The 24,151-nt window shown below is 56.8% G+C and carries 24 protein-coding genes; 22 read left to right on the top strand and 2 right to left on the bottom strand.

Annotated elements, in window-relative coordinates:
- Positions 1-83: 83 nt before the first annotated feature.
- From AC0YNU_RS06195 to AC0YNU_RS06115, 17 genes are all read left to right on the top strand, one after another.
- Complete coding sequence (locus tag AC0YNU_RS06195) at positions 84-1,055, top strand: ABC transporter permease (RefSeq protein ID WP_475754322.1); 972 nt, start codon at positions 84-86, stop codon at positions 1,053-1,055.
- A 17-nt stretch (positions 1,056-1,072) separates the two neighbouring features.
- Positions 1,073-1,948, top strand: coding sequence for a carbohydrate ABC transporter permease (locus AC0YNU_RS06190; protein ID WP_475754320.1), 876 nt, complete (start codon positions 1,073-1,075; stop codon positions 1,946-1,948).
- 14 nt (positions 1,949-1,962) lie between these two features.
- On the top strand, positions 1,963-3,321 hold the full coding sequence (locus AC0YNU_RS06185; RefSeq protein WP_475754318.1) for a neutral/alkaline non-lysosomal ceramidase N-terminal domain-containing protein: 1,359 nt from the start codon (positions 1,963-1,965) through the stop codon (positions 3,319-3,321).
- A gap of 14 nt (positions 3,322-3,335) precedes the next feature.
- Positions 3,336-5,015 (top strand): glycoside hydrolase family 3 protein, encoded by a 1,680-nt coding sequence (locus AC0YNU_RS06180; protein WP_475754316.1) that lies wholly within the window; start codon positions 3,336-3,338, stop codon positions 5,013-5,015.
- Positions 5,012-6,256 carry an N-acetylglucosamine-6-phosphate deacetylase gene (locus tag AC0YNU_RS06175; RefSeq protein ID WP_475754314.1) on the top strand — a complete coding sequence of 415 codons (1,245 nt, stop codon included), beginning with the start codon at positions 5,012-5,014 and terminating at the stop codon, positions 6,254-6,256. Before AC0YNU_RS06180 ends, AC0YNU_RS06175 begins: the two co-directional genes overlap by 4 nt.
- 98 nt (positions 6,257-6,354) lie before the next feature.
- Positions 6,355-7,113 (top strand): sugar isomerase domain-containing protein, encoded by a 759-nt coding sequence (locus AC0YNU_RS06170; RefSeq protein WP_475754312.1) that lies wholly within the window; start codon positions 6,355-6,357, stop codon positions 7,111-7,113.
- 49 nt (positions 7,114-7,162) lie between these two features.
- Complete coding sequence (locus tag AC0YNU_RS06165) at positions 7,163-7,939, top strand: glucosamine-6-phosphate deaminase (RefSeq protein WP_475754310.1); 777 nt, start codon at positions 7,163-7,165, stop codon at positions 7,937-7,939.
- The gene (locus tag AC0YNU_RS06160; protein ID WP_475754307.1) at positions 7,936-8,853 is read left to right on the top strand and encodes a dihydrodipicolinate synthase family protein; all 918 of its coding nucleotides are present in this window, start codon (positions 7,936-7,938) and stop codon (positions 8,851-8,853) included. Before AC0YNU_RS06165 ends, AC0YNU_RS06160 begins: the two co-directional genes overlap by 4 nt.
- Positions 8,850-9,506 (top strand): cyclase family protein, encoded by a 657-nt coding sequence (locus AC0YNU_RS06155; protein WP_475754305.1) that lies wholly within the window; start codon positions 8,850-8,852, stop codon positions 9,504-9,506. The genes AC0YNU_RS06160 and AC0YNU_RS06155 overlap by 4 nt, the downstream gene beginning before the upstream one ends.
- 92 nt (positions 9,507-9,598) lie before the next feature.
- Positions 9,599-10,942: a M20 family metallopeptidase gene (locus AC0YNU_RS06150; protein ID WP_475754302.1), complete on the top strand. Its 1,344-nt coding sequence runs from the start codon at positions 9,599-9,601 to the stop codon at positions 10,940-10,942.
- Between the two features lie 17 nt (positions 10,943-10,959).
- Positions 10,960-11,334 (top strand): RidA family protein, encoded by a 375-nt coding sequence (locus tag AC0YNU_RS06145; RefSeq protein WP_475754300.1) that lies wholly within the window; start codon positions 10,960-10,962, stop codon positions 11,332-11,334.
- A gap of 22 nt (positions 11,335-11,356) precedes the next feature.
- Positions 11,357-12,106 carry an SDR family NAD(P)-dependent oxidoreductase gene (locus tag AC0YNU_RS06140; protein ID WP_475754297.1) on the top strand — a complete coding sequence of 250 codons (750 nt, stop codon included), beginning with the start codon at positions 11,357-11,359 and terminating at the stop codon, positions 12,104-12,106.
- 23 nt (positions 12,107-12,129) lie between these two features.
- Positions 12,130-13,236, top strand: coding sequence for an alanine racemase (locus AC0YNU_RS06135; RefSeq protein ID WP_475754295.1), 1,107 nt, complete (start codon positions 12,130-12,132; stop codon positions 13,234-13,236).
- 144 nt (positions 13,237-13,380) lie between these two features.
- Positions 13,381-13,824, top strand: coding sequence for a cell wall hydrolase (locus tag AC0YNU_RS06130; RefSeq protein WP_475754294.1), 444 nt, complete (start codon positions 13,381-13,383; stop codon positions 13,822-13,824).
- A gap of 214 nt (positions 13,825-14,038) precedes the next feature.
- On the top strand, positions 14,039-14,995 hold the full coding sequence (locus tag AC0YNU_RS06125) for a D-2-hydroxyacid dehydrogenase family protein (RefSeq protein ID WP_475754292.1): 957 nt from the start codon (positions 14,039-14,041) through the stop codon (positions 14,993-14,995).
- Between the two features lie 316 nt (positions 14,996-15,311).
- Positions 15,312-16,298 carry an SDR family NAD(P)-dependent oxidoreductase gene (locus AC0YNU_RS06120; protein ID WP_475754290.1) on the top strand — a complete coding sequence of 329 codons (987 nt, stop codon included), beginning with the start codon at positions 15,312-15,314 and terminating at the stop codon, positions 16,296-16,298.
- Between the two features lie 126 nt (positions 16,299-16,424).
- Complete coding sequence (locus AC0YNU_RS06115; protein ID WP_475754287.1) at positions 16,425-16,625, top strand: hypothetical protein; 201 nt, start codon at positions 16,425-16,427, stop codon at positions 16,623-16,625.
- Positions 16,626-16,709: 84 nt separating this feature from the next.
- On the opposite strand, the gene AC0YNU_RS06110 is transcribed toward AC0YNU_RS06115, so the two are convergent.
- On the bottom strand, positions 16,710-17,783 hold the full coding sequence (locus AC0YNU_RS06110) for a substrate-binding domain-containing protein (RefSeq protein ID WP_475754285.1): 1,074 nt from the start codon (positions 17,781-17,783) through the stop codon (positions 16,710-16,712).
- Between the two features lie 409 nt (positions 17,784-18,192).
- Between AC0YNU_RS06110 and AC0YNU_RS06105 the strand changes: the two genes are divergently transcribed.
- The 5 genes from AC0YNU_RS06105 to AC0YNU_RS06085 all read left to right on the top strand — a co-directional run bounded on the left by AC0YNU_RS06105 (position 18,193) and on the right by AC0YNU_RS06085 (position 23,389).
- Entirely contained in the window at positions 18,193-19,047 is an 855-nt protein-coding gene (locus AC0YNU_RS06105; protein ID WP_475756193.1) for an ABC transporter permease, read from the top strand.
- A 12-nt stretch (positions 19,048-19,059) separates the two neighbouring features.
- On the top strand, positions 19,060-19,956 hold the full coding sequence (locus AC0YNU_RS06100) for a carbohydrate ABC transporter permease (RefSeq protein WP_475754283.1): 897 nt from the start codon (positions 19,060-19,062) through the stop codon (positions 19,954-19,956).
- A gap of 109 nt (positions 19,957-20,065) precedes the next feature.
- Positions 20,066-21,757, top strand: a complete 1,692-nt coding sequence (locus AC0YNU_RS06095) for a type 2 periplasmic-binding domain-containing protein (protein ID WP_475754280.1) — start codon at positions 20,066-20,068, stop codon at positions 21,755-21,757.
- 193 nt (positions 21,758-21,950) lie between these two features.
- Complete coding sequence (locus AC0YNU_RS06090; RefSeq protein ID WP_475754278.1) at positions 21,951-22,664, top strand: GNAT family N-acetyltransferase; 714 nt, start codon at positions 21,951-21,953, stop codon at positions 22,662-22,664.
- Positions 22,665-22,888: 224 nt separating this feature from the next.
- Positions 22,889-23,389 (top strand): DnaJ family domain-containing protein, encoded by a 501-nt coding sequence (locus AC0YNU_RS06085; RefSeq protein WP_475754276.1) that lies wholly within the window; start codon positions 22,889-22,891, stop codon positions 23,387-23,389.
- 111 nt (positions 23,390-23,500) lie between these two features.
- Here AC0YNU_RS06085 and AC0YNU_RS06080 read toward each other — a convergent pair whose 3' ends face one another.
- Positions 23,501-24,010: a dihydrofolate reductase family protein gene (locus AC0YNU_RS06080; protein ID WP_475754274.1), complete on the bottom strand. Its 510-nt coding sequence runs from the start codon at positions 24,008-24,010 to the stop codon at positions 23,501-23,503.
- Between the last annotated feature and the right edge of the window lie 141 nt (positions 24,011-24,151).

The following is a 24,151-nucleotide window of genomic DNA, read 5'->3' as shown; positions in this document are numbered from 1 at the left end:
GAGCGGATGCTCCTGCCCAGGCCTCTCGACGTTCGGATTCTTCCGACACGCCTGCCCTTACGCGAATACAAGGAGGATTGCCGATGCCTCAGCTTAGCGCCAAGGCCGAACCCGCCGCCGCCGCGCCGCCCGCACCCAACCCCGGCAAGTTCCGTTACCGATTGCTGCGGGATATTCGGATGAATCGCTATCTTTATCTCATGATACTGCCCGTCGTGCTCTACTATGTAATCTTCCATTACGTGCCGATGTACGGCATTCAGATCGCATTCAAAAATTATTCGCCCGGAACGGGCATGTGGCATAGCCCGTGGGTGGGCTTTCGTTATTTCGAGGAGTTTTTCAACGGCTTCTACTTCGGACGTCTCATTCGCAACACGCTGCTGCTGAGCGGCTACGACCTCGTCTTCCAGTTCGCTGCGCCGATCGTGCTGGCGTTCCTGCTTAACGAGCTGCGCAATGCGATGTTCAAGCGGATCGTTCAGACGGTCGCCTATTTACCCTACTTTATTTCGTTGGTCGTCGTGGTCGGGCTGATGGTCGACTTCCTGGCTCGCGACGGTCTGGTCAACGATATACTGGAGCAGTTCGGCTTTGCCAGGCATGCGTTTCTCAGCGAAGCCGGTTGGTTCAGGACGCTGTTCGTCGGCTCGGGCGTCTGGCAAAACGCAGGCTGGGGCACGATCATCTACTTGGCCGCGATGGCCGGCATCGATCCCTCCCTGTACGAAGCGGCGAAGGTAGACGGAGCTAGCCGGCTCAAGCAGAATCTGCACATCACGCTGCCGGGCATCAGCCCGACGATTATCATCCTGCTGATTCTCCAAATCGGCGGCCTCATGTCCATCAACAGCGACAAGATCATTCTGATGTACAATACGGCGACCTACAGCACCGCCGACGTCATCGGCACGTACGTGTACCGCAAAGGCATTCTGGAGGCGAATTTCAGCTTCAGCGCGGCGATCGGATTGTTCAATTCGGTCATCAACTTCATTCTGCTGATCGCGGCCAACGCGCTAAGCAGGCGAGTATCGGAGACCAAGCTTTGGTAAGGGGAGGCGATCGTCCGATGGACCGAGGAATGGCCCGGGAACGGCTGTTTGACGGCTGCAATTACGTATTTATGGTGCTGCTGATGTTCGTCTGCCTCTATCCGTTCTGGTACGTGCTCGTCGCTTCCTTCAGCGACCCGGCATGGATCGCCCGGACGAGGGGCATGCTCTGGCTGCCCCGCGGCATCAATCTGGATTCCTACAAGGCCGTATTCAACAACCCCATTATCAAGAGCGGGTACTTGAATACGCTGTTCGTCGTGACCGTCGGGACGTTCGTGAACATGGCGATGACGGCGTTAGGCGCCTATGTGCTGTCCCGCAAGCACTTTATGATGAAAAATCCGATCATGCTATTGATCGTCTTCACGATGTTTTTCAACGGCGGACTTATCCCGAACTATATGCTCGTGAACGGGCTGGGGATGCTGGACAGCTTATGGGCGCTGATCTTCCCCGTGGCGATGAACACCTTCAATTTGATTATCATGCGAACGGCCTTCCAGTCCGTCCCCGTCAGCCTGGAGGAATCGGCGCGGCTGGACGGAGCCAACGACATGACCATTCTATTCAGAATCGTATTGCCGCTGTCCATGCCCGTCGTCGCCGTCATGATTCTGTTCTACGGCGTGGCGCATTGGAATTCCTGGTTTAACGCGCTCATCTATTTGCGGGACCGCGACCGATACCCGCTGCAGCTTATTCTGCGTGAAATTCTGATCAGCAACAGCACCGACAGCATGACGGCCGATTCGGGCGGCGACAAGCTGCAGATCGCCATGACGATCAAGTACGCGACGATCATCGTCGCCACGGGTCCGATCCTGATTCTGTATCCGTATTTGCAGCGTTTCTTCGTCAAAGGCGTCATGATCGGCGCGATCAAGGAATAGGAGGGCGATGTAAAATGAAATTCGGCATTGCCGCGGCGGATATCACGCCAAGTCAGCCGGTATGGCTTGCGGGCTTCGGGGACAGGATCCGCAAGAGCGAGGGCGTCCACGATCCCGTCTATGCCAAGACGGCGCTGCTGCAGGCGAACAAGACGCTGCTCATCGTGACGCTCGACGCCGTCGGATCGGACCGCAGCTTCATCGTCGGCGTGAAGGACGCGCTGGAGGAGGCATTCGGCCTGAAACACGACGAGGTGCTTATCAACTTCTCGCACACGCACGCCTCTATCAAATTGACGGGCCCGGACAAATCGAAGCGCGACACGCTCTACAGCATGGCGGACGGCGTGGACTTCAATCGAGGTTCTGCCGAGCTTCCCGAAGACGAAGTCTACTACGTTTTCTTGCGCGATACGCTGCTTCGGTTGACGAGCGATTGCTATGAGCGCCTGGAGGAGGGGGAGCTGCTGCTCGGAAGAGGAAGCTCCCGATTCGCGGTCAGCCGCAGGAAGCCGACCGGGAATGGCATCAAATGGGCGCCGTATCCGGAGGCGGCGTACGACGACGATCTGTTCGTGCTGCAGCTGGTCGACCGGTCGAACGAACGGAAGGCGATCCTCTACAACTACGGCTGCCATCCGACCTCGATGGGTCCGGACAACTACCTGTTCTCCAACGACTTCGTCGGTGCGACGAACCGCCGCCTGGAGGAGGCCTACCCCGGTGCGACCGCCTTGTTCCTGCAGGGATGCTGCGCGGAGCTGAAGCCGCTCAAGAGCGCGGAGGGAGGGGCGTTCAAAAATTGCAGCTATGCCGAGATGGAGGAGGCGGGCGCCGAACTGGCCGCGGATATCATCCGCTTGATCGACGGAGGCGGTTTCAGTCCGGTCCGCTGCAGCTTCCGCACCTTCCTGACGGAGCCGCTGCTCTATACCGAACAGACCGAGCCCGAATATTACGAGCGCATGCTTCGGGATCCGCTGCTCGGCGATTATCGCAGGAAAGGCGCGCATCGTACGCTGCGGCTCATCAAGGAAGGCACGGCACGGGATCGCGCGCGGCTCTATATCAGCATCTGGCAGCTCGACGAGGAGACCCGGCTGATTGCGATGGAGGGCGAGGTCGCCAGCGGCTATGCCCTTCGGCTCAAGGGGATGTACCCTGGCGGCCGCACGATCGTGCTGGGTTACAGCAATGGCAACTACTTCTACGTGCCGACGAGCAAAATGATCGCCGAGGGAGGCTACGAGGCGGACGGCAATTATTTGTTCGGCAGCTTCAGGGGGACGTTCGTGCCGGAGGTCGAGGACATCATCATCGGACGGATCGCAGGGGCGGAGCTTGAGCTTCGCATGAAGGACGATAATCAATGACGGGAAGGGTACCTATGGCCGAGAGCTCGGAGCAATGGCTGAAGAAATTGACGCTGGAGCAGAAAATCGCCCAGATGATCGTCGTAAGAGGACACGATTACATGGAGCAAGCCAAGCGGATGAACGCCGAAGGCAAAATCGGCGCGATCGGCGCCGTCCTGCTGACTACGAAGGGTTCGCGGGAGCTTGCGGACGTCGTCGCTTGTGTGAACGAATTCCAGGCGGCCGCGCCCGAGCCCGTCCTGTTCTACCTGGATGCGGAGCACGGGCTGGCCGAGACGTTCCGCTTCGGCACTTCGTTCCCGTCCCTGATGGCGCTCGGCGCGGCGCGTTCCCCCGAGCTGGCTTACCGGATGGGCGCCTGCATTGCCAGCGAGGCGAGGGCCGTCGGCTTCGGCATCGTCAGCAATCCGACCGTGGACGTGAATTCGAATCCCGACAACCCGATTATCAATACGCGGGCGATCGCCGACCGCGCAAGCCTGATCGTCGAGCTGGCGTCCGAGCTCGTGCGGGGGATGCAGGAGGCTGGCGTAATTCCGACGGCCAAGCACTTCCCCGGGCACGGCGATACGCGCGAGGACTCGCATGTGTCGATGCCGACGGTCGACCGCGACAAGGATTACCTGCTCGACGTAGACTTGAAACCGTACCGGGAGCTGATTCCGCGGGGGCTGATGGGCATCATGACGGCCCATGTTCTATACCCCGCGCTGCTCGCCCCCGGCGAAGACCGGATACCGGCGACGCTGTCGCCGACGATTATGACGGGACTCTTGCGCGATGAGCTCGGCTTCGAGGGGCTGCTCGTGTCCGACAGCTTGACGATGCGGGCCGTCAAGTCGCCGTACGGCATCGAGCGATCGGCCGTCATGGCCGTGCAGGCGGGCCACGATATGATTTTGCAGGATTATGAGTCCGATCCGGAGACGACGCACCGGGCGCTTGTCGAAGCCGTCCGCGCCGGGGACATCCCGGAGTCGCGCATCGACGAGTCCGTAAGCAGAATCCGTGCGGCGAGGGAGAAGCTGGGCCTGCTCGACCGGACGCCGATCGGGCTTGAGGAGGCCCGGCGCATCGTCGGCTCGCCCGAGCATGCCGCGATCGCGAGGGAGATTGCCGAACGATCCGTTACCTTGCTCGAGGAGAGAAACCTTCCGTTCACGCGCGGGAAGACGCTGCTGATCGTCACCAAGGGCGAGGAGGAAGGGAAGGAAGCCGAGGACCTCGGCTACGTCGTCACGGGCAAAGCGGACTACATCCGCGCGCGGTGCGCCGAATATGCGGATGATCTCGACTGCCTGGTCGTGAACGAACATCCGACCGCCGAGGATGGTGCGAATGTCGAGCGAGCGCTGGCGGACGACCGCTATGAGCATGTCGTGTATGCGACGTTCGTGCGGGTGCTGTCCTACAAGGAGGGGAGCGGTACCGTGCCCGCCTCCCAGCTCGGGCTCATCGAATCTATACGGGAGAAACACGGCGAGGCCGCTCTGCTCCTCTTCGGCAGTCCGTACGTGCTGCGCTCGATGGCGCCTTATGCGAACTGCATCTGCGCTTACGGCGATTGCATCCATTCGATCAATGCCGCGCTAAAGGTGCTGTACGGCCAGCTCCCCGCTGCGGGGAAGCTGCCGGTTGCCGTGAGCGACAAGTACCCGTACGGGTACGGATTGACGGCGGAGGATCTATGAATGGGCAAGAGATCCGCGGCAGTCACTTCGAATCGGGCAGGCTCGTCCGGCTCCGCCTGAGCGGCGGGAAGATCGAGTCATTGGAGGAAATGGACGAAGCGGAAATGTCGGATAGGGGAAGGACGCCTGAATGCGGAGAGCCTGCAGAATTTGGTTCCGAGCCGCCTTGCTTGATCTTGCCGGGCCTCGTCGATCTTCAGGTGAACGGGTTTGAGGGCGAGGATCTGAACAAGGAATATGCCGATTCCGGCCGGATGGCGGAAGCGGTCCGCCGGATGACGCTGGCCTTGCTGCGGCGGGGAACGACGACCTACTGCGCGACCGTGATCACCGGCTCGTTCGAACGAATGCATCGCGCCATGACAGGTATTCGGCTAGCTTGCGAGCGCGATGAGCTGATCGATGAATGCGTGGCCGGCATCCATCTGGAAGGACCTTGGATCTCGTCCGAGGACGGTCCGCGCGGCGCGCACCCGAAGGAGGCGGTTCGGGACCCCGATTGGGACGAATGGCTGGCACTGCAGGAGGCGGCCGGAGGCCGTATCCGCATCGTGACGCTTGCGCCCGAGCGCAGCGGGGCGCTCGAGCTGATCGCTCGCCTCGCGGCGGCCGGCATCCGGGTTGCGATCGGCCATACGGCTGCATCGGGCGAGCGGATTAGCCAGGCTGTCGGAGCCGGCGCGACGCTCTCGACGCATCTGGGCAACGGTGCGCATGCCGTACTGCCTCGACACCCCAACTATATCTGGGAGCAGCTGGCAGAGGACGATCTGTGGGCGAGCCTCATCGCCGACGGTCATCATCTGAGTCCTTCCGTCGTCAAGGCGATGGCGCGCGCCAAGGGCGATCGGCTGTTCCTTGTGAGCGATGCCGTCCATCTGGCGGGAATGACGCCGGGCGTGTACGACACGCCGATCGGCGGCCGGGTCTGCCTTCGTCCGGACGGCCGTCTCCATCTCGCCTCCGACCCCCGGCTGCTCGCAGGCTCCTCCGCTTCGCTGATCGAATGCGTCGAAGGTTTCATGCGCTCCACGGGCTGCGGCATGGCGGAGGCTTGGAACAGGGCCGCGGATATACCGGCGCGCCTGCTCGGGCGGCCGGAGCTGGGGAATCTGAGGGCAGGGAGTGCGGCGGACCTGGTCGCGGTCGCGTGGCGGCCGGGGCAGAATCCGATATTTAATGTCGTTAATGTTTGGAAGCGCGGCGTGGAGCTCGCCTCGATTCCAGGCTCGTTGCATTAATCGCGTCGTTTCTAGTCTCATCGATTATTGTGGCTCCGCTATTCGCCGGACGAGTGAAAAGGTTGTATCCCATTCAAGAATCGGAAAGAGGACCGTACATGTCGATATCCCCGATGACCCGCTATTTGACGCTCGTCACGGAGCATTTGCACAAGCTGCACGACGGGCAGCAAGCGTCGATTCTGCAAGCGGCCCGCATGGTCGCGGAACAGATCAAAGCAGACAAGATCGTATACGCCTACGGCCCGGGCGGACATTCCAACCTGGGTTCGCAGGAGATTTTTTTCCGGGCCGGCGGGTTGATGCACATCAGCGCCATTCTCGACGAGGGGACGCTTCTCAGCGGGGGTGCACTGCGCTCAATGGCGATCGAGCGCACGCCCGGCTATGCCGTGATCGTGCTTGATGACTACGCCCTTGAGGCCGGCGACCTGCTCATTATCATTAACGCTTACGGCATTAACGCGGCGACGATCGACGCGGCGCTGGAAGCGAAGAGGCGCGGTGTTCGCACGATCGGCGTCACCTCGGCCGCCCATGCAAGCAACACGCCGGAGAGCCACCCGGCCCGTCACCCCTCCAAGCGCAATCTGCACGAGCTCGTCGACGTCGTGCTGGATTGCGGAATCGGCGTGGGCGACGCCGTGCTCGACATCGACGGGCTGGCGCAGCGCGTCGGCGCGATGTCGACGTTCGCGAACGCTTATCTGCTGAACGCGCTGGTCGCGGAGACGATCGGACTGCTCGTCGCCGAGGAGATCGAGCCCCCGATCTGGATGAGCGGCAACGCGCCCGGCGGGGATGAATGGAACCGCCGTCACATGGAGCGGATTACAGGCCGAATCAAAAAACTATAGGCGATTCGGAACGTTTCCGAACGTTTCGGACGCCCCGCAGGAGGTCGACATGAGCGAAACGATTGTAAGCCGAATGGAAGTGCTTCGCTTCGACTCGCGTAAGGAGCTTGGCAAGGCCGCCGCCCGGGACGTGGCGGACTGCTTGCGGGTGCTGCTTGCCCGGCAGGAAGCCGTCTCGATCGCATTCGCTTCGGCCCCTTCCCAGAACGAGTTTCTGGATGCCCTTCGGGCCGATGCGAATATCGAATGGGATCGCGTCGTCTGCTTCCATCTGGACGAGTATATCGGCCTGGCGGCGGAGGAGCCGCAGAGCTTTTCCTCTTATTTGCGCGAAAGACTGTTCAGTGCGCGTCGGCCGAAACAGTTCTATGTCCTGGACGGCTTGAACGACCCGTCCGACGAATGCCGTCGGTACGGCGAGCTGCTTCGCGAGCACCCGCTCGATATCGCCTGCATCGGAATCGGGGAGAACGGGCATCTCGCTTTCAACGATCCGCCTTTCGCGGCTTTCGACGATCCTCAGGCGGTCAGGGTCGTGAGGCTGGAGGAGCGGAGCCGCGAGCAGCAGGTGAACGACGGGTGTTTCGAGACGCTGGAACGCGTGCCGACCGAAGCGTTAACGCTCACGATTCCGACGATTTTGTCCGCTCCGCGCCTATTCTGCTGCGTGCCGGGCGTCCGTAAGCGAGCGGCGGTCCGACAGGCGCTTCACGGTCCGATCGACTCCGGCTGCCCCGCCTCCGGGCTGAGGCTCGCCGCGTCCGTCCGGCTGTATCTGGACAACGACAGCTATCCGGATTATCAACAGGAGTCCTGGCATTCATGAACAAGATGGTAATCAAGGAGGAGTGCAGCATGAAAGGGAATATTCCCGTCATTCCGACGCCGTTCGTCAAGGGGAAGATCGACTATGAAGGGTTCGAGAATCTGATTCGCCATACGGCCGATTATGTAGAAGGTTATGTAATTGGAGGCAGCACCGGGGAGGCGCCCGCCCTATCCGCGGAGGAGCGCATCGAGATGGCCGCTTTCTTCGCGGATCGTCTGCCGGATAAGCAGCTGGTCATCGGACTCGGTCATACCAATCTGGAGGAAGCGATCCGGATCGGCCGGGTCGCCGCCGCCGCCGGGATTCGTTCGGCGCTCGTGCCGAGTCCCTACTATTTTCCGAATTCGCTGGCGATGGTGAAGGCATACGTTGGGCGTTTAGCCAAAGAGACGGGACTCGGGATCGTGTTTTACGACAACCCCGTCACGACCGGCACGTCGTATACGACCGGCGATCTGATCGAGCTCGCCGAAGCCGTGCCCGCGATCGAAGCGATCAAGATGACCGACCACAACATGGGGAAAATCGTCGCGCTGAAGCAGCGCACGTCGCTCGCCGTCTTCGGCGGCGACGACATCGTCTGCTACCGGGCGATTGAGGCTGGCGTGGACGGAAACATGATCATCGCTCCCCTAATATTCCCGGAGGCGTTCAAAGCGGGCTGGGAACTGCATCGGGCCGGGAAGCGAGAGGAGAGCTTCGCGGTATTCGCGAGGACGATTCTTCCCTTCGTGCATATGTTCGGTCCCGGCGACGAAATTCCGACGACGAAGGCGCTGTTCCGGCATCTCGGGCTGTTCAAGAGCGAGGAGACGCGCCTGCCGCTGCTGCCTTCCGACGCGAAACGCGTGAGCGAGACGCTGCTCGGCTATCGATACGGCCTCGGCGGCTTGGCCCGGCAGTCGCAATGACGAAGCGGCTGGACCTGACCGGCGAGCTGCGCGGCGGCATGTGGAGCTGCGGGCCGCCGTTTCCCGACGTCGCGATCGAGGCGGTCGCCGATCTGGCCACGCACGGCTACGAGGGTCATGCGTTCCGGCTTCATTCCTTGGCCGGCACTTATCTGGAGACGGCCAGCCACCTGTTCGCGGACCGCGAACGGCTCGGCGACGTCGGCCTTGCGCGCCTGATGACGAGAGCCTGGGTCGCGCAGCTGCCGGATAAGGAGCCGCTAGATACGATTACGGCGGATGAGCTGGAGCGGGCCGTCGGTTCGGTGCTCGCTCCGGGGGATGCGCTGCTGATCGCGACCGGTTGGGATGCGTACTGGCACAGGCCAGGCTTTATCGAGAACAGTCCCTACTTCGCGGACGATGCGATGGACTGGGTGATCGCGCGCGATGTCGGCCTGCTCGGACTGGACATCACCTCGATCGAAGATCCGCGCAAGCCTGCGGCCGACATGGCCTTGCTAAGACGCTACTATGCCAAGGACCGGCTGATGGCCGCCCCTCTCGTGCGGCTGCGCGAGGCGGGCCGGGGACCGTGGACGCTCGTGGCGCTGCCGCTTAGCGTCCCCGAAGCGTGCGCCGCTCCATGCCGGGCGATTCTCGTCGAACCGTGAATGGCTTGACGGAAGTTCTGACAACAGGGAGGTCAGGTCGTTGTAGAGGTAGGATCAGGAAGAGGCAGGATCACGAAGAGGTGGGATCAGGAATGAGCGACAGCGAAAGGTATGACGGCGCGCAGGAACGGATACGCGAGTGGATCAAGGCCAACCGCGAACGAATAATCGCGCTGGTGGCGGCGCTCGTCCGGTACGACACCGTGAACCGCGTAACGTTCGGGACGGAGAAGGCCTGTCAGGAGATGCTGTGCGCGCAATTGCAGGCGCTCGGCCTTGCTGCCGAACTGTATAATCCGGAAGAGACGCCAGGGTTCCATGAACATCCGGCTTATTATCCGGGCAAAGACTACGGCGACAGGCCGAACGTGGCGGCAATATGGAGAGGGACGGGTGGCGGTGGGCAATCGCTGCTGTTCTCCAGCCACATCGATACGGCGGCCGTCGCGCCGGGCTGGGATTCCGATCCCTTCGAGCCGATCGTCGCGGACGGCAGGCTGTACGGGATCGGCTCCTACGACATGAAGGGCGGGCTGGCCGCGTCCGTCATGGCGGTACGATGCCTGATGGATCTGGGCATCCGGCTGCAGGGAGACGTATGGATCGAGTCCGTCGTGGACGAGGAATTCGGCGGCGCGAACGGTACGGTGGCGGGACGCGCCCGCGGCATCGACGCGGACGGGGTCATCATCCCCGAACCGACGAATCTCGCGCTGTACCCTGCGACGAGGGGAGGCGCCCTGTGGCGCGTGACCTTTCGGGGCACCACCGGACTTTCGTTCAGCGGCGAGACGATGCGCAATCCGGCGTTGGATGCCGCCCGGTTCATTCTCTTCCTGGAAGCGTACGAGCGGGAGCGCGCGGAAGCCCCCGGCCCTGCTCCCTGGTATTCGGCGAGCGGCGGGCCGTCGCTGCCGATTATCGTGACGCGGCTTGCGGCCGGGGATCCGGAGGCGCCACTGTGCGACGTAGGACCCGTCGAATGCCATGTCGATATCTGGGCCGAATGCTATCCCGGCATTACCGAGGAACAGCTGCGCGAGGAGTTGTCGGCCGGGTATGCGCGTTATTGCGGCCTTGATTACATTGACGGGCTCGCGCCGCCCGAATTCGCCCGATTGATCCGCTTCCTGCCGGGCTGCGCGGTCGCGCCGGAGGAGCCGCTCATCGCTCTGCTTGCCGAAGAGATCGAAGCGGCTACGCGACAGCGAGCGGAGGTTACCGGAGCGCCCTACGCGTGCGACGCGTTCGTCTTCAACGAATACGGTTCGTCGCCTGCGCTGATTCTAGGCCCGGCGGGCGGCTTCGCTCACGCGCCGGGGGAATTCGTGGACCTGGACAGTCTGTATATCCTGGTGGAGATCTATGCCGCTGCAATGCTGCGCTGGTGCGGTCAGTCAACTGTCGAAGGCGTGGATGGAACGGGACCACGATAGCGATTGGAGGAATTATCATGAGAAAAGCGATTACAACCCCGCAGGCTTCGCCAGGCGGCGGACCTTATTCGCAGGGTATCGCGGCGGGACCTTTGCTGTTCATCTCCGGACAGGGGCCACTGGATGCGGCGGGCCAAGTCGTCAGTGGAGATATCGAGGCCGAGACGAGACTGACATTGGACAATATCCGGGCGATCGTGGAAGCCGGCGGGCATACGATGGACGATGTCGTGCAGGTCGGGGTGTATTTGGCGAGCATGGCGGATTTCGAACGGTTCAATGCGGTCTACCGGACGTACTTCAATCCGCCCTACCCGGCGCGCAGCTGCGTGGAGGCGGGATTGGACGGCATCAAGGTGGAAGTGGACGCCATCGTATGCAGAGCGGATTAACGGGATGGAGGGAGAATGCCTTATGCAGCGTTTTGTCGGCCGCGTCGCGTTTGTAACCGGAGCCGCGCAAGGAATCGGGTACGCGATCGCGGAGCGGTTCGCGGCGGAAGGCGCCCATGTCGTCATGGCGGATACCAATGAGGAGCCGCTGCTCCGGGCGGCAGCCGCGCTGAAGAGCGCAGGGCGGTCGGTATCCTGCCGGGTGCTGGATGTATCCGATCCTGACCAAGTCGAGGAGGCGGTCGGCGGCGTCGTTCGCGAGCGCGGCGGCATCGACATTCTGGCCAACAATGCGGGCATCGCCCGCGAGGAGCCGTTCCTCGATATTCGGGACGAACATTGGCGACGGATGATCGACGTGAATCTGAACGGCATGTTTTACGTCGCCCAGCGCACAGCCCGGTCGATGAAGCAGAGGGGCGGCGGCGTGATCATTAATATGGCTTCCACCAACGGCCTGGCGGGCGAAGCGCAATACGCCCATTACAACGCGTCCAAAGGCGGCGTCGTGCTGCTAACGAAGACGATGGCGATGGAACTCGGGGCATACGGCATTCGCGTGAACGCCGTATGCCCCGGCTATATCCGGACGCAGATGTCCGAGGCGATCGACGATCCAGCATTCGTCAGCCGGTATATCGAGCAGAAGATCCCGCTGGGCCGCACCGGCGAGCCGTCGGATATCTCGGGCGTGTTCGCCTTCCTCGCATCGGACGATGCCGCCTTTATCCATGGAGCCTGCATGGTGGTTGACGGCGGGCAGCTCGCATAGAGTGAAGGAAGGGAGGCGATCGCTTGCATAAATACGAACTGGATACACCTTGCATTCTTGTGGACCGGGTCAAGCTGCTGGATAATATCCGGCGCTATCAAGGATTTGCCGACGCGGCGGGCATCGGGCTGCGTCCGCATGCGAAGACGCACAAGACGCCGCAGATCGCTCGGCTGCAGGTCGAGGCCGGAGCGGTCGGGGTAACCGTCGCGAAGCTCGGCGAAGCGGAGACGATGGCGGACGGCGGCATACAAGACATCGTCGTCGCGTATCCGATCGTCGGCGGCGCGAAGCTGGAGCGGCTGATCCGGCTGGCGCAGCGGGCGAAGATGACGGTTGCCTGCGACAGCTTCGAGGCGGCGAAGGGAATCTCCGACGCCGCGCTGGCGGCGGGACTCGTCCTCGACGTGCGGGTCGAGATCGATCCCGGTTACGGCAGAGCCGGCGTGCGGCCGGGACCCGATCTGGAAAGCCTGGCGGCGGCGCTCGTTCCGTTGAAAGGTATTCGCGTATGCGGCGTGCTCGTATTCGCGGGGCATTCGTACGACGCGGCGGACGATGAAGGGCGGGAGCGGATTGCGTCGCTCGAGGCGGCGGTCGCGCGCGATGCGGCCGCGGTTCTTCGCGGCTCCGGCTTTCCGGTGGAGTCGATCAGCGCGGGCTCTTCGCCTGTCGGCCGCTTCGCCGCGGCGGCAGCAACGAACGGCGTGACGGAGATTCGGCCTGGCACGTACGTATTCGGAGATTTGATGATGGTCAAGGCCCGCGCGCTCGAGCTCGAACAGTGCGCGCTGACCGTGCTGGCCACTGTCGTCAGCAGACCGGCGCCGGATCGGGCGATCATAGATGCCGGAACGAAGGTGTTCACTTCGGACGGAGAGAATTCCGCGATCGGGACGGGGCGCGGCTATGTCGTCGGCCGTCCGGATATTACCGTAGCTTGGTTCAACGAAGAGCATGGCGTCCTGTCGCTGCCGCCCTCGGGGAAGGAGCTTCGGATCGGCGACAAGCTCGAGATCGTGCCCGTGCACTGCTGCGGCGTCGTCAATATGCTCGACGAGCTGAACGTGGTGGAAGACGGCCTGGTACGGGAGACGTGGATGATTGCCGCCAGAGGCAAGGTTAAGTAGATGGGTTATATATGAATTACGTTGGCTTTTTCCGGATGAATTGTTCTCGCGAACTGATTCTTATCGTCGCTCTCTCTTAGGCTAGAGTCACACATCCGCTTCCTCTACAATATGATGAGTCTAGAAATCTAAAGAGGTGAGCCAATGGCAGTCGTAAAAGCCAGGAAACAGGATATCGACATGCTGGCAAGGTTGCTTCGAGCCGAAGCGGAGACCGAAGGCGAGATGGGCATGCTCCTTGTCGGAAATGTCGGCATTAACCGGATAAGAGGGAATTGCTCCGATTTTAAAAATATTCGGACAATCCCCCAAATGATCAACCAACCGCATGCGTTCGAAGCGCTGCAGCATGGTTTGTACTATCAAGGCGCAAGAGAGAGGGAACGCCGTCTGGCCCAACGGGCCGTAAACGGGGAACGGAATTGGCCGGCCAAATTCTCGCTGTGGTATTTCCGGCCGGGATCGTTCGACAATCCAGGACCATGTCCGCCAACCTGGTACGATCAACCGTTCGCGGGAAGGTGGAAGAAGCATTGTTTCTATGAACCGACCGGTGCAGAATGCGAAAATGTATATAATACGTTTTAGCTTGGTACTGAATAGAGCCCGGAATCGGGCTTCCATGAAGGAGGGCCGTGTTAGCGCACGGCTTTTATTTTGTCTTCTCGGCGACGGTTTCCGCCGCGGGCCATCTTTCCCCGCGTTCAGCATTCTCACCGCGTGTCCTGGATGTCAGCGTTCTTGGCAAATAACAAGCCGTATGCGATTATGAGAGCATATCCGGTGAGTGGAGGGGTTACATATGGTGAAATGTGCTGTGCTGGACGATTATCAGCAGGTCGCTCTGTCGATGGCAGACTGGTCGGGCGTTGCGAATCGTGTTGAGGTGAAGACATTCAATACCCATTTCGACAACGAGGACGAAGTGGCTGCCGCGGTCGAGGATTGCGAGATTGTCGTTATTATGCGGGAACGGACGCCGTTTCGGAGAACGCTCTTCCAGCGGCTTCCTCGCTTGAAGCTGCTCATTACGACAGGGATGCGCAACGCTTCCATCGATTTGACCGCCGCGGCGGAATGCGGCGTCGTCGTATGCGGAACGCGCGGAGGAGGAGAAGGCACGACCGAGCTGACTTGGGCGCTTATTTTGGGACTGGCGCGAAAGCTTGTCCAAGAAAATGAAGCGCTGCGGAACGGGGGGTCTTGGCAGAACACGATCGGCGTAGATTTGTTCGGCAAACGTCTCGGTCTGCTTGGACTCGGCCATATCGGTGGCAATGTGGCGCGGATCGGACAGGCATTCGGTATGGAAGTGGCAGCTTGGAGCCAAAATTTGACCGCGGACAAAGCATCCGCCGCAGGCGTAAGACTGGCCGCCTCGAAAGAAGAACTGCTGGAGAGCAGTGACTTTGTTTCGATTCATCTCGTGCTCGGCGATCGTACGCGGGGACTGCTCGGGGCCAGAGAGCTCGAGCTAATGAAGCCTTCCGCTTACCTGATCAATACCTCGCGTGCTCCCATCGTCGACCGGGAAGCGCTCCTTGCGGCGCTTCGCGGCGGCACGATTGCCGGAGCCGGGCTGGACGTGTTCGAGACGGAGCCGCTGCCGGCGGACGATCCGCTGCGCAAGCTGCCCAATGTGCTTGCCACGCCGCATATCGGCTATGTTACCGAAGCGGCCTACCGCGGGTTTTTCCGCGGTATCGTAGAGGATATTGAGGCGTTCCTGAACGGATCGCCCGTGAATGTTCTCGGTTAACTTACGAGACTCGTTATTTTAACATCCTGGAGCAGTCTGCTGGCGGCAGCTGCTCCATTTTCGTTACCGAACGGGCAGGACGTTTGGATTTTACCGATCGCAACCCGTGACTTCGAGTACGCCTTGGATAGTTCAGCAAGGGCGATTTTGAAGAGATAGTCTTGAAGCTTTCTTCGACGATCCAATCAAAGATTCAAAACAGTACCACGAAGAAAGTTAAGATTTTACGTAGTTTAACAAACTAACTTGTTTGAAGGTTCTTACTAAAGTATAGTGAATTCGTGCTCATGCGCAATCATCTTAGGAGGTTTCACACATGACGGATCGAAATCATAATGCGCTTCAAACCCCGCTTCAATCAGGCTTCGGGCCTAGAACGACCGCCAAGGAAGCGTTGGGCGGCCAGGACCTGACCGGCAAGATCGCCATCGTTACGGGCGGTTATGCCGGGCTTGGTCTGGAAGCGGTCAAGGTGCTTGCCGCTGCCGGAGCAACGGTTATCGTGCCCGCCCGCACGCCGGAGAAAGCGCGGGCAGCCTTAAGCGCGGTTCCGGGCGTGGAACTGGAACGATTGGAACTTATGGATCCCGCCTCCATCGATGCGTTTGCCGAGCGTTTCCTCGCTAGCGGCCGGCCTTTGCATATCCTTATCAATTCCGCAGGCATCATGGCGACTCCGCTGGCTCGCGATTCGCGCGGATTCGAAAGCCAGCTTGCCACCAATCATTTGGGTCATTTCCAGCTAACCGCGCGATTATGGCCGGCGCTTAAGAAAGCGAAAGGCGCAAGAATCGTATCCGTATCGTCGCGCGCGCATCAGCTCGGCGGCTTTGATTTTGAAGATCCCAACTTCGATATGCGCGACTACGAGAGGTGGACTGCGTACGGACAATCGAAGACGGCGAACATCCTGTTTGCCGTGGCTATGGATAAGCGCGGAGCAGCATATGGCGTACGGACCTTTTCCGTTCATCCGGGCACGATCATCACGAATTTGAGCCGCTATATGACCGATGACGAATTAGGCGCAATTAGCGCGGTGAACGAGCAGGGGGTGCGCGTCTTATCGGAGTACAACGATGAATTCAAGACGATCGAAGAAGGCGCGGCCACTTTCGTCTGGTGTGCGGTTCACCCTCAGCTTGACGGAAAGGGCGGCGTTTATTGCGAGAATGGAGACATCGCGGACTTCACTTCCGAAGCATTCACGCCCGGCGTATTCGAACGGGCAGTGAATGCCGAGGACGCAGAGCGGCTGTGGGCGTTGAGCGAACAATTAACCGGCGTAAATTTCGTAGTCTAACGGAAGTCTCCGGCAGCAATGAAACGTAGGTGCTCCGAACGAGGAAAAGGAAATATGAACCTCTTGCATAACGAACGAGTGTTCGTGTTATAATAAGATCATACGTTCGTATCGGAGGGATTGCATATGACGCTCGCAAAGTATGTCGGCTGCATCGTCACAATCGTTTATATTGACCGGAGTAACCGGATTACCCAGCGCAAGATTGAAATTAAGGCGGTCGTCGACGGACGGATCCGGGCTCATTGTTTCAAGTCGAACGGGCCGAGAGTGTTCGCGGTCGAGAACGTGCTGGCCGTGGAATTGGTGCAGCGTCATGCAGGATAAAGATCTGACGGCGGAACGACGCCTCGCTTCATAACGCAAGCTACGCCCTCGAATCGTTAATCGAGGGCTTTTTTCATGCGCTTATTATCGTTCTATGACGGAATCTCGCAGTACAAGTTCCGTTGAAATCGATATCTTTTTGTGTATGCGGGATGGATGCTTGCCCATTTCGAACAGAAGCTTCGCGCCTTCATGGCCCAGCGCCTCGAAATTTTGCTTGACCGTACTCAAGGGTACTTTCGCGAATTTGGAGTTTTCGAAGTCGTCAAAGCCCATGACCGAAATTTGTTCGGGGATTCGAATCCCGGAAAGGGTTAATCGATCCATCACTTCCAGCGCGCGCCGATCATTCGCGCAGAAAAGGGCGGTAAGATTCCCTTTCTCGATTTCATCGATAAGCACGTCGTAGTCTAAATCATGCTGAAAAAACAAAAGCTCTTCTTTGAAATCCAGCTTGGCGTCGTACATGGCGCGGCGATAACCGTTGTAGCGTTCGATTTCCGTGCTGAGATGAAAATCGTAAGCGGCAAAGCCGATGTTCCGGTGGCCGTTGGCAATGAGATGCTGAACGGCTTCATAGACGCCGTCATAATTATTGCACGTCACGCTGTCGACCGAGTATCCGGAGGGAATGCGGTCGAGCATCACGAACGGGATCGCGTTCTTTCGCAATTCCTTCAGATAGGCCTTCGCGGCATTCGGATTCCCGGAATAGATGAGCAGCCCCCGATTATCCGACTGAATCAGCTTGCCGACAAGCTCCAGCTCTTTCTCGAAATCATTCTCGACAAATTCGATGATCAGCTTGCAATCCTTCTGGCTTAAATAAGACTGGATGCCCTTGATGATTTGCATGTGGGAGCTGTCGTACATAGCATTGCCTACTGCAATTATAAAGGTCACGTAGCTGAAGGTACGTTCGGCCGCAGACGCTTTAAGATTCGAAACAAAGCTGCCTTTTCCCCTGATCCGATAAATGATTCGCTCATTAACCAAATCATTCAATGCCTTCCGGACTGTGATCGAACTGACAGAGAGGAGCTTGGAATACTCGGATTCGCTCGAAAGCCGTCCGTCCTTTCCGAGCTCGTTGTTCTCGATTTGCATGAGCACGTATTCCTTGACCTGCTGATACTTCGGCGATATTGATTCACTCATGCCGCTTCGCCTCCCACCTGTAAATGACCTCTAGCACTACTATAAGATAAAATGTTTATAAAGTATACTAACTTCATCGATATTCATATGAACTTTCGTTTGACCTCTTAAAAATTATGTGTTAAATTTTGGGCATAGTATAATAAGTCGGAAGAGGTGAATGGCAAATCTCGTACATAAGCACGCTTAAAGGTATGAACTTCACCCGTTTGTTACTCAAATAAGTTAAATCCCATTTTTGAAAGCGCTGTTAATAAACTGTTAAGTAAGGAATCTATTTTCATATGTATGCTTTCCTTGAATAAGTTAGTATACTATGCTTCTCATTTTTAGAAGAGGGGGGTTCTCATTGCACGCAACAAATCGAAATACGTTGAGCAAAATTTGGCGGCACCGCTATCTTTATTTCATGGTCCTGCCCGGGTTCCTTACTGTCCTTATTTTTTGTTACTTCCCGATCTACGGAATTCTTATCGCTTTTAAAAATTTTAACGCCGTCCAGGGCATCTGGGGAAGTCCATGGGTCGGCATGAAATACTTTAAAACGTTTCTTCACGATCCGATGGCCAGCGGCGTGTTGAAGAACACCTTGCTTCTTGGCGTGTATTCCTTGCTATGGTCTTTCCCGGCTCCTATTATTCTGGCCTTGCTGTTCAACGAGTTAAAAAGTAAGCGTTTTAAAAAGATCGCGCAGACGGTATCGTACTTCCCGCACTTCATATCCATCGTCATCGTCGCGGGCTTGATTCAGATTTATACGTCCCGGGACGGCTTCATCAGCGATATCATCACCTTCTTCGGCGGCGAGCCTACTTCTTTGCTTCTTGATCCGAGCTGGTTCAGAACGATATTCATCTCTTCGGGCATCTGGCAGGGCGTCGGATTCGGAGCGATTATCTACCTTGCCGCAATGAGCGGGATCGATACGACGCTATACGATGTGGCGGAAGTGGACGGTGCCGGCAGATGGAAGAAGGTTCTTCACGTGACGTGGCCATCCATTCGGCCGACAACGGTCATCTTGCTCATATTTGCCATGGGGGGTATTTTGGGGACGGACTTCCAGAAAGTCATTCTGCTTTACAATCCCGCAACGTATCAGGTGTCGGATGTCATCGGTTCCTATGTATATCGGCAAGGCATCATGGGTGCGCAATATTCGTATACAACCGCAATCGGCCTGTTCATGTCCGTCATTTCCTTTGTCATTTTGTACATCGTGAATTTAATCAGCCGCAAAGTATCGGAGACGAGCTTGTTCTAAGGAGGGAGAATCTTGAGGAAAGAAACGTTGGGCTCCAGAGCGTTTGACATGGTTAACGTCATGATTATGCTCTTCATCCTGGTTGTCGTGCTGTATCCCGTGCTGAATATTATTTCCATTTCCTTAAGCGGCTCCCGCGACGTATCCATGGGCAGCGTTACGATTTGGCCCAAAAGCTTCAATCTGCGAGCGTACGAAGGCATATTCAAAGACCGTTTCATCTATACGGGTTACTTGAATTCCATTCTATATTCGCTCGGTTCTACGGGAATCATGCTCTTGTTTACGTCCTTGTTTGCTTACCCGCTCACGGTATCTGGGTTTGTCGGCAAAAAGTTTTTGACGATATTTCTGATGATCACGATGTTTTTCAGCGGCGGGATGATTCCTACGTATTTGCTTATTCGCAATTTGCATTTGCTGGACACGCTGTGGGTCATGATTATTCCGGGCGCGGTAGGCGCGTACAACGTATTCCTGTTCAGAACGTTCTTTATGAACATTCCTTCCGAATTGAAGGATGCGGCGCATATTGACGGGGCGAATGAAGTCGTGGTTCTGTTTAAAGTCATTCTGCCGTTGTCCAAGCCTCTGCTTGCGACATTTGCCTTATTCGGTATCGTCGGCAGCTGGAACAGCTGGTTTGAAGCGCTGATCTATCTGCAAGACCAGGCGAAGTATCCGCTGCAGCTGATCCTGCGAAATTATCTCTTCACGCTCGATAATAACGCGATCCAAGGCAGAGTGGGGGCCGGCAATGCAGCCATTAACTCGCCCGGATCTTCGCTGGACCCGAAATCCGTACGAATGGGCGTCATCGTCATTACCATGTTCCCGATTATGGTGATCTACCCGTTCTTTCAGAAATATTTCACGCAAGGGATGTTTGTCGGCTCGATCAAAGGCTAGCGAATCGCTTCGGATATGAGATGTTTAAGAAACGTTGGGAACGCGCGCCTATTGTTCTTCGGCATCTTTATCATAGTCTCACAACATTTATCTAAAGCGGGGGATATGGATGAGCAAACATGCAAAGTCAATCGGCCTGATTGCAGCGGCAGCCATTTTTGTCTTTTCGGCAGCAGGCTGCTCCAACTCTAATTCAAACAATAACGCCAATGCGACGAACAGCAATACGAAGAGCAATGCGAACGGCAATGCGAACAGCGCTAACGCGCCTGCGGATACTGCTAGCACCGATCCGATCAGTTTTTCCGTCACGCTTCCTTCCAACGGGGTCGATAACTCCACGAGCATGATCCAGAAAGAATGGATGAAGCTGATGGAAACGAAGATGGGCAGGAACGTCGACATTAAATGGAACTACATTCCTTCTTCCGATTACGACCAAAAAGTGAAGCTGATGATCGCAAGCAACGACTTGACGGATTTCTTCATGACGCCGCTCTTTTACGATACCTCCGATATGGCCAAGAATGGACAGATCATCGATTTGATGAAATACAAAGACGATATGCCCAACTATATGAATTACTTGAGCCAGGTGAAGAACGGCATGACCAACGTCACCAATGCGAACGGTCAAATGTTCACCTTCAAAGAAACGTCTTTTCCGAGATTCGAAAAAGACAAAGGCATGCTGATTCAGAATGTATCCGCATACCGATATGACGTGTTCCAGAAGAACAACATCAAGATGCCGACAACGCTTGACGAAGTCTATGATGCGGCTAAACAGCTCAAGCAGCTGTATCCGAAAGAATATCCGATCAATACAAGATGGAACGACCTGCGCTCCCTCTATCAAGCCAATCATGTCGTCAACGACATCTACTGGGATGGAAGCAAGTTCGTATACGGCATCTTTGAACCGGGATACCAGGAAGCGCTGCAGTTTGCCAATAAGCTGTACGCAGACAAGCTGCTGGATCCGGAGTATCTGACGGATACGGACGACACGTTGAAGCAGAAAGCGCTGAACGACAAGAACTTTATTTGGCTGGCCCAATGGTTCACGGATCCGGCGAACTATACGAGAGAAGCCAATAACGGCAAAATATTCGCCGTGTCGCTGTATCCGGACAACCCGAAGTACGGGAAGTCATGGCAGAACGTAGCCAACGGCAATACGCCGGATCTCGGCTGGGGACAGTACAGCATCAGCTCCAAGGCGAAAAATCCCGAAGATATCGCCAAGTTCGTAGACCTGCAGTATGATCCGGAAGTCATCCGTCTGCTCACCTGGGGGATCGAGGGTCAAACCTACACAATCGTGGACGGGCAGCCTACCTTCACGGACGAATTCAAGAATGCGGCCGATCCTTGGGTCGTCGGAGACAAATACGGCATTCGTTCGAGCAGGCATTATTCGCCGGGTCTGGAGATGTCGGCCGATTCCAAGGCGTTCGTCGATTTCGCGGCAATGGACTACACATACTTCGATGGCAAGTATGAAGAAACGCCGATCGAGAAGTCCCCTTACCTGAGAAGCCTGCCGATGCCGAACAACGATTACGTGCCTTCTTCTTATACGGCGCCGGCTATTCAGTTCACGCCGGACGAGAGTCAGCAGATCTCGGAAGTGATGACGCCGATCAAAACGTACATCCAAACCGAGGAATCGAACTTCGTTACCGGCAAGGAAAGCTTTGAAGATTGGTCGAAATTCATGAATACGGTCAAAGGCATGGGCGACATCGACAAAGTGCTGAAGATTTACAATGACGCCGCCGAAAGAGCGCTGCATTAAGCGAAAATAGTCTGAATTCATTCTATAGCACAAATGGCTGCTGATTTTTCAGCAGCCATTTTTTTGTTTGTAGTGGGGGCAGAGTCATGGTAGCGAAGGTCTAGTTTCCATTTTATACATTTTACAATCCATGCAGAATCTAATCGTTAATAACTTGATTCGCGCTTATGAAAGACTCGGCGAACTCAGTCAGATGCTCACCTTGATTAAGACGGATCGCACGCAACGCTTTGAATCCGATGTTCCTTTTGAATTATTCAATAGCGTAGTTGCCTATGAATATGCTGAAGGGATCGACCTCAAAGAAGAAATCAAGACCATTAAGTCGTCGTACCATAACCGCGGCCAGAAAATGCGTTGGTTGACTTACTCTCACAAGCCTGAAGAAGACATTAATCAAGCACTTGCGGCTAATGATGTGAAGCAGCGCGATGTGCTAGTCGGTTTGGGACTTCATCTGGATGGATGGCAATTGAATTTACCGGGAATACCGGGTTTGGAAGTTCGGCCTGTGCGCGAACCGCAGGAGGTGGAGGATTATAGAAAGACCATCCTGGAAGGATTTGACATACCGAAGCCGATGACTGACATGTATTGCAAAGTGTTCGTAGATGGCCCCCTGCAGGCTTCATCCAACATTCAACATTATATTGCTTACTTGTACGGCGTGCCCGTGACCACGCTGAGTACCTTTATCGAGGGCGATGTCGCAGGAATCTATAGCATCGCAACGGTAGAAGCCTATCGTTCCAGAGGACTGGCTCAAACGGTGCTGGCGCATGCATTGGGAATCGTACAACAAAAAGGCGTGAAACTGGCGGTAATCCATGCTACCCCGATGGGACGAAAGGTTTATCAACGGGTTGGGTTCAAAGAAGAACTGACGATCACCATTCATTCCGGCTAGCAATTGAAAACTCCCAACAGGATAAGGATTTCGTAGTCATATCGGAATCAAATGGATAAAAGGAAATGCGGAGACGAGGAATTCGAAGTCACCTCGGGATTAGCATGTATTTCCATTTTGTTCATTAAATTGCCAAAGGCCGCAAGCACGCGATGAAGCAGTGCGAGGTACAATAATACCGTAAAGCTTTTCCGATCTTCTAACCTGAAGAGGCGGTGAGTGTAATGGGTTATTGGTTCAGTAAGAACAAAGCACGAACAAATGCAGAGGCAGCACCGGCATCATCCGACTCAAACGAAACATCTCCCCTAACAATGGCGGAAGAGAAGGCCGCCAAAGACGCTGCCGTATCATCCAGTCAGTACTGGAACTCCGGCATTTCCGCGCAGGATTGGATGAGCGAGATGTATCGGGAGCAGGAACGGAAAGGGGCTTTCGAGCATTTATCAGGCAAAGGCAAGCTGCTCGATGTCCCGTCAGGCGACGTAACGTCCAGTATCCTGAAGGAGGCGAACTTCTTACCGGCCTGGCTTACGCTGCAGCATGAAATTCGGGATCAACTTCAGAAGCTTCTCGAAACCGATTCTTCCGTTAGCCCGGAGTCTGCGATTGACGAGATTAACGCCAAGATCGCCAAGTACAACAGCATGGTGCCAACCCCGATGTTACAGAAGTGGAAACTGAACAGGGAAAACATGCGGCAACAATTCAAGCGTTGGCAATAGGAAGGGACAAGACCCTTCCGATACAAGAGCCGCCTTTATGGCGGCTTTTTTGCGTTATGGAAATGGATCAAAGTATGCCAAGGTTATTCAGTCCATGCGGGGGCTAGACACTCATCGATCCAGTGCATAACGCAGATGAATGACGTCGCCGCCGAGTGGTTTGCACTCCAACAACTGCACGGACTTGACTCGATAATGATCGCTGTCGATCAAGAGATTCAGTCCTTTGCCTTCCAACACGGGCGTCACGTTGAATATCACTTCGTCTACAAGTCCGCGGCCCAGGAATGAATTGTGGATTTCCGCGCCGCCGCTGATCAGAGCGCTCCGGTGACCTTTTTCCTCCAGATAAGCCAAGGCTTCTTCCGGAGACCTTACGACCTTCACGCCGGGAAGCTCCCGGACGCTGTTGGAAACGACGACGATATCCATATCCGCGAAAGGCCCAGGTCCGCCATTGCCGCGCATTCCTTCGAAGGTCCGACGTCCGACAATGAAATTGCCTGCGGCTTTGGCGTGTGCGATGAAGTCATCCTGCGCTTCTTTTCTCGGCGGGTTTGCAGGGCCGGATTGCGCGTAATTGCCGTTAGCGGTTAGAGTTGCCCATAAAATGGTTTTCATGAAATAATTCCTCCTTGTGTGCTATCGATGATTCTTCGAATGGAAGCCGCCACCCGATCCGGACGATCCTCTTTGCTTTTACATGTATTTTCCTTTCCTTGATTCACATCATAAGGGGGATGTGGTACATTTGAAAAGTAG

Source organism: Paenibacillus sp. J31P316 (assembly GCF_056269105.1).
Note: the sequence above shows the minus strand (reverse complement) of the source record. Positions and strands in the feature narration are given on the sequence as shown.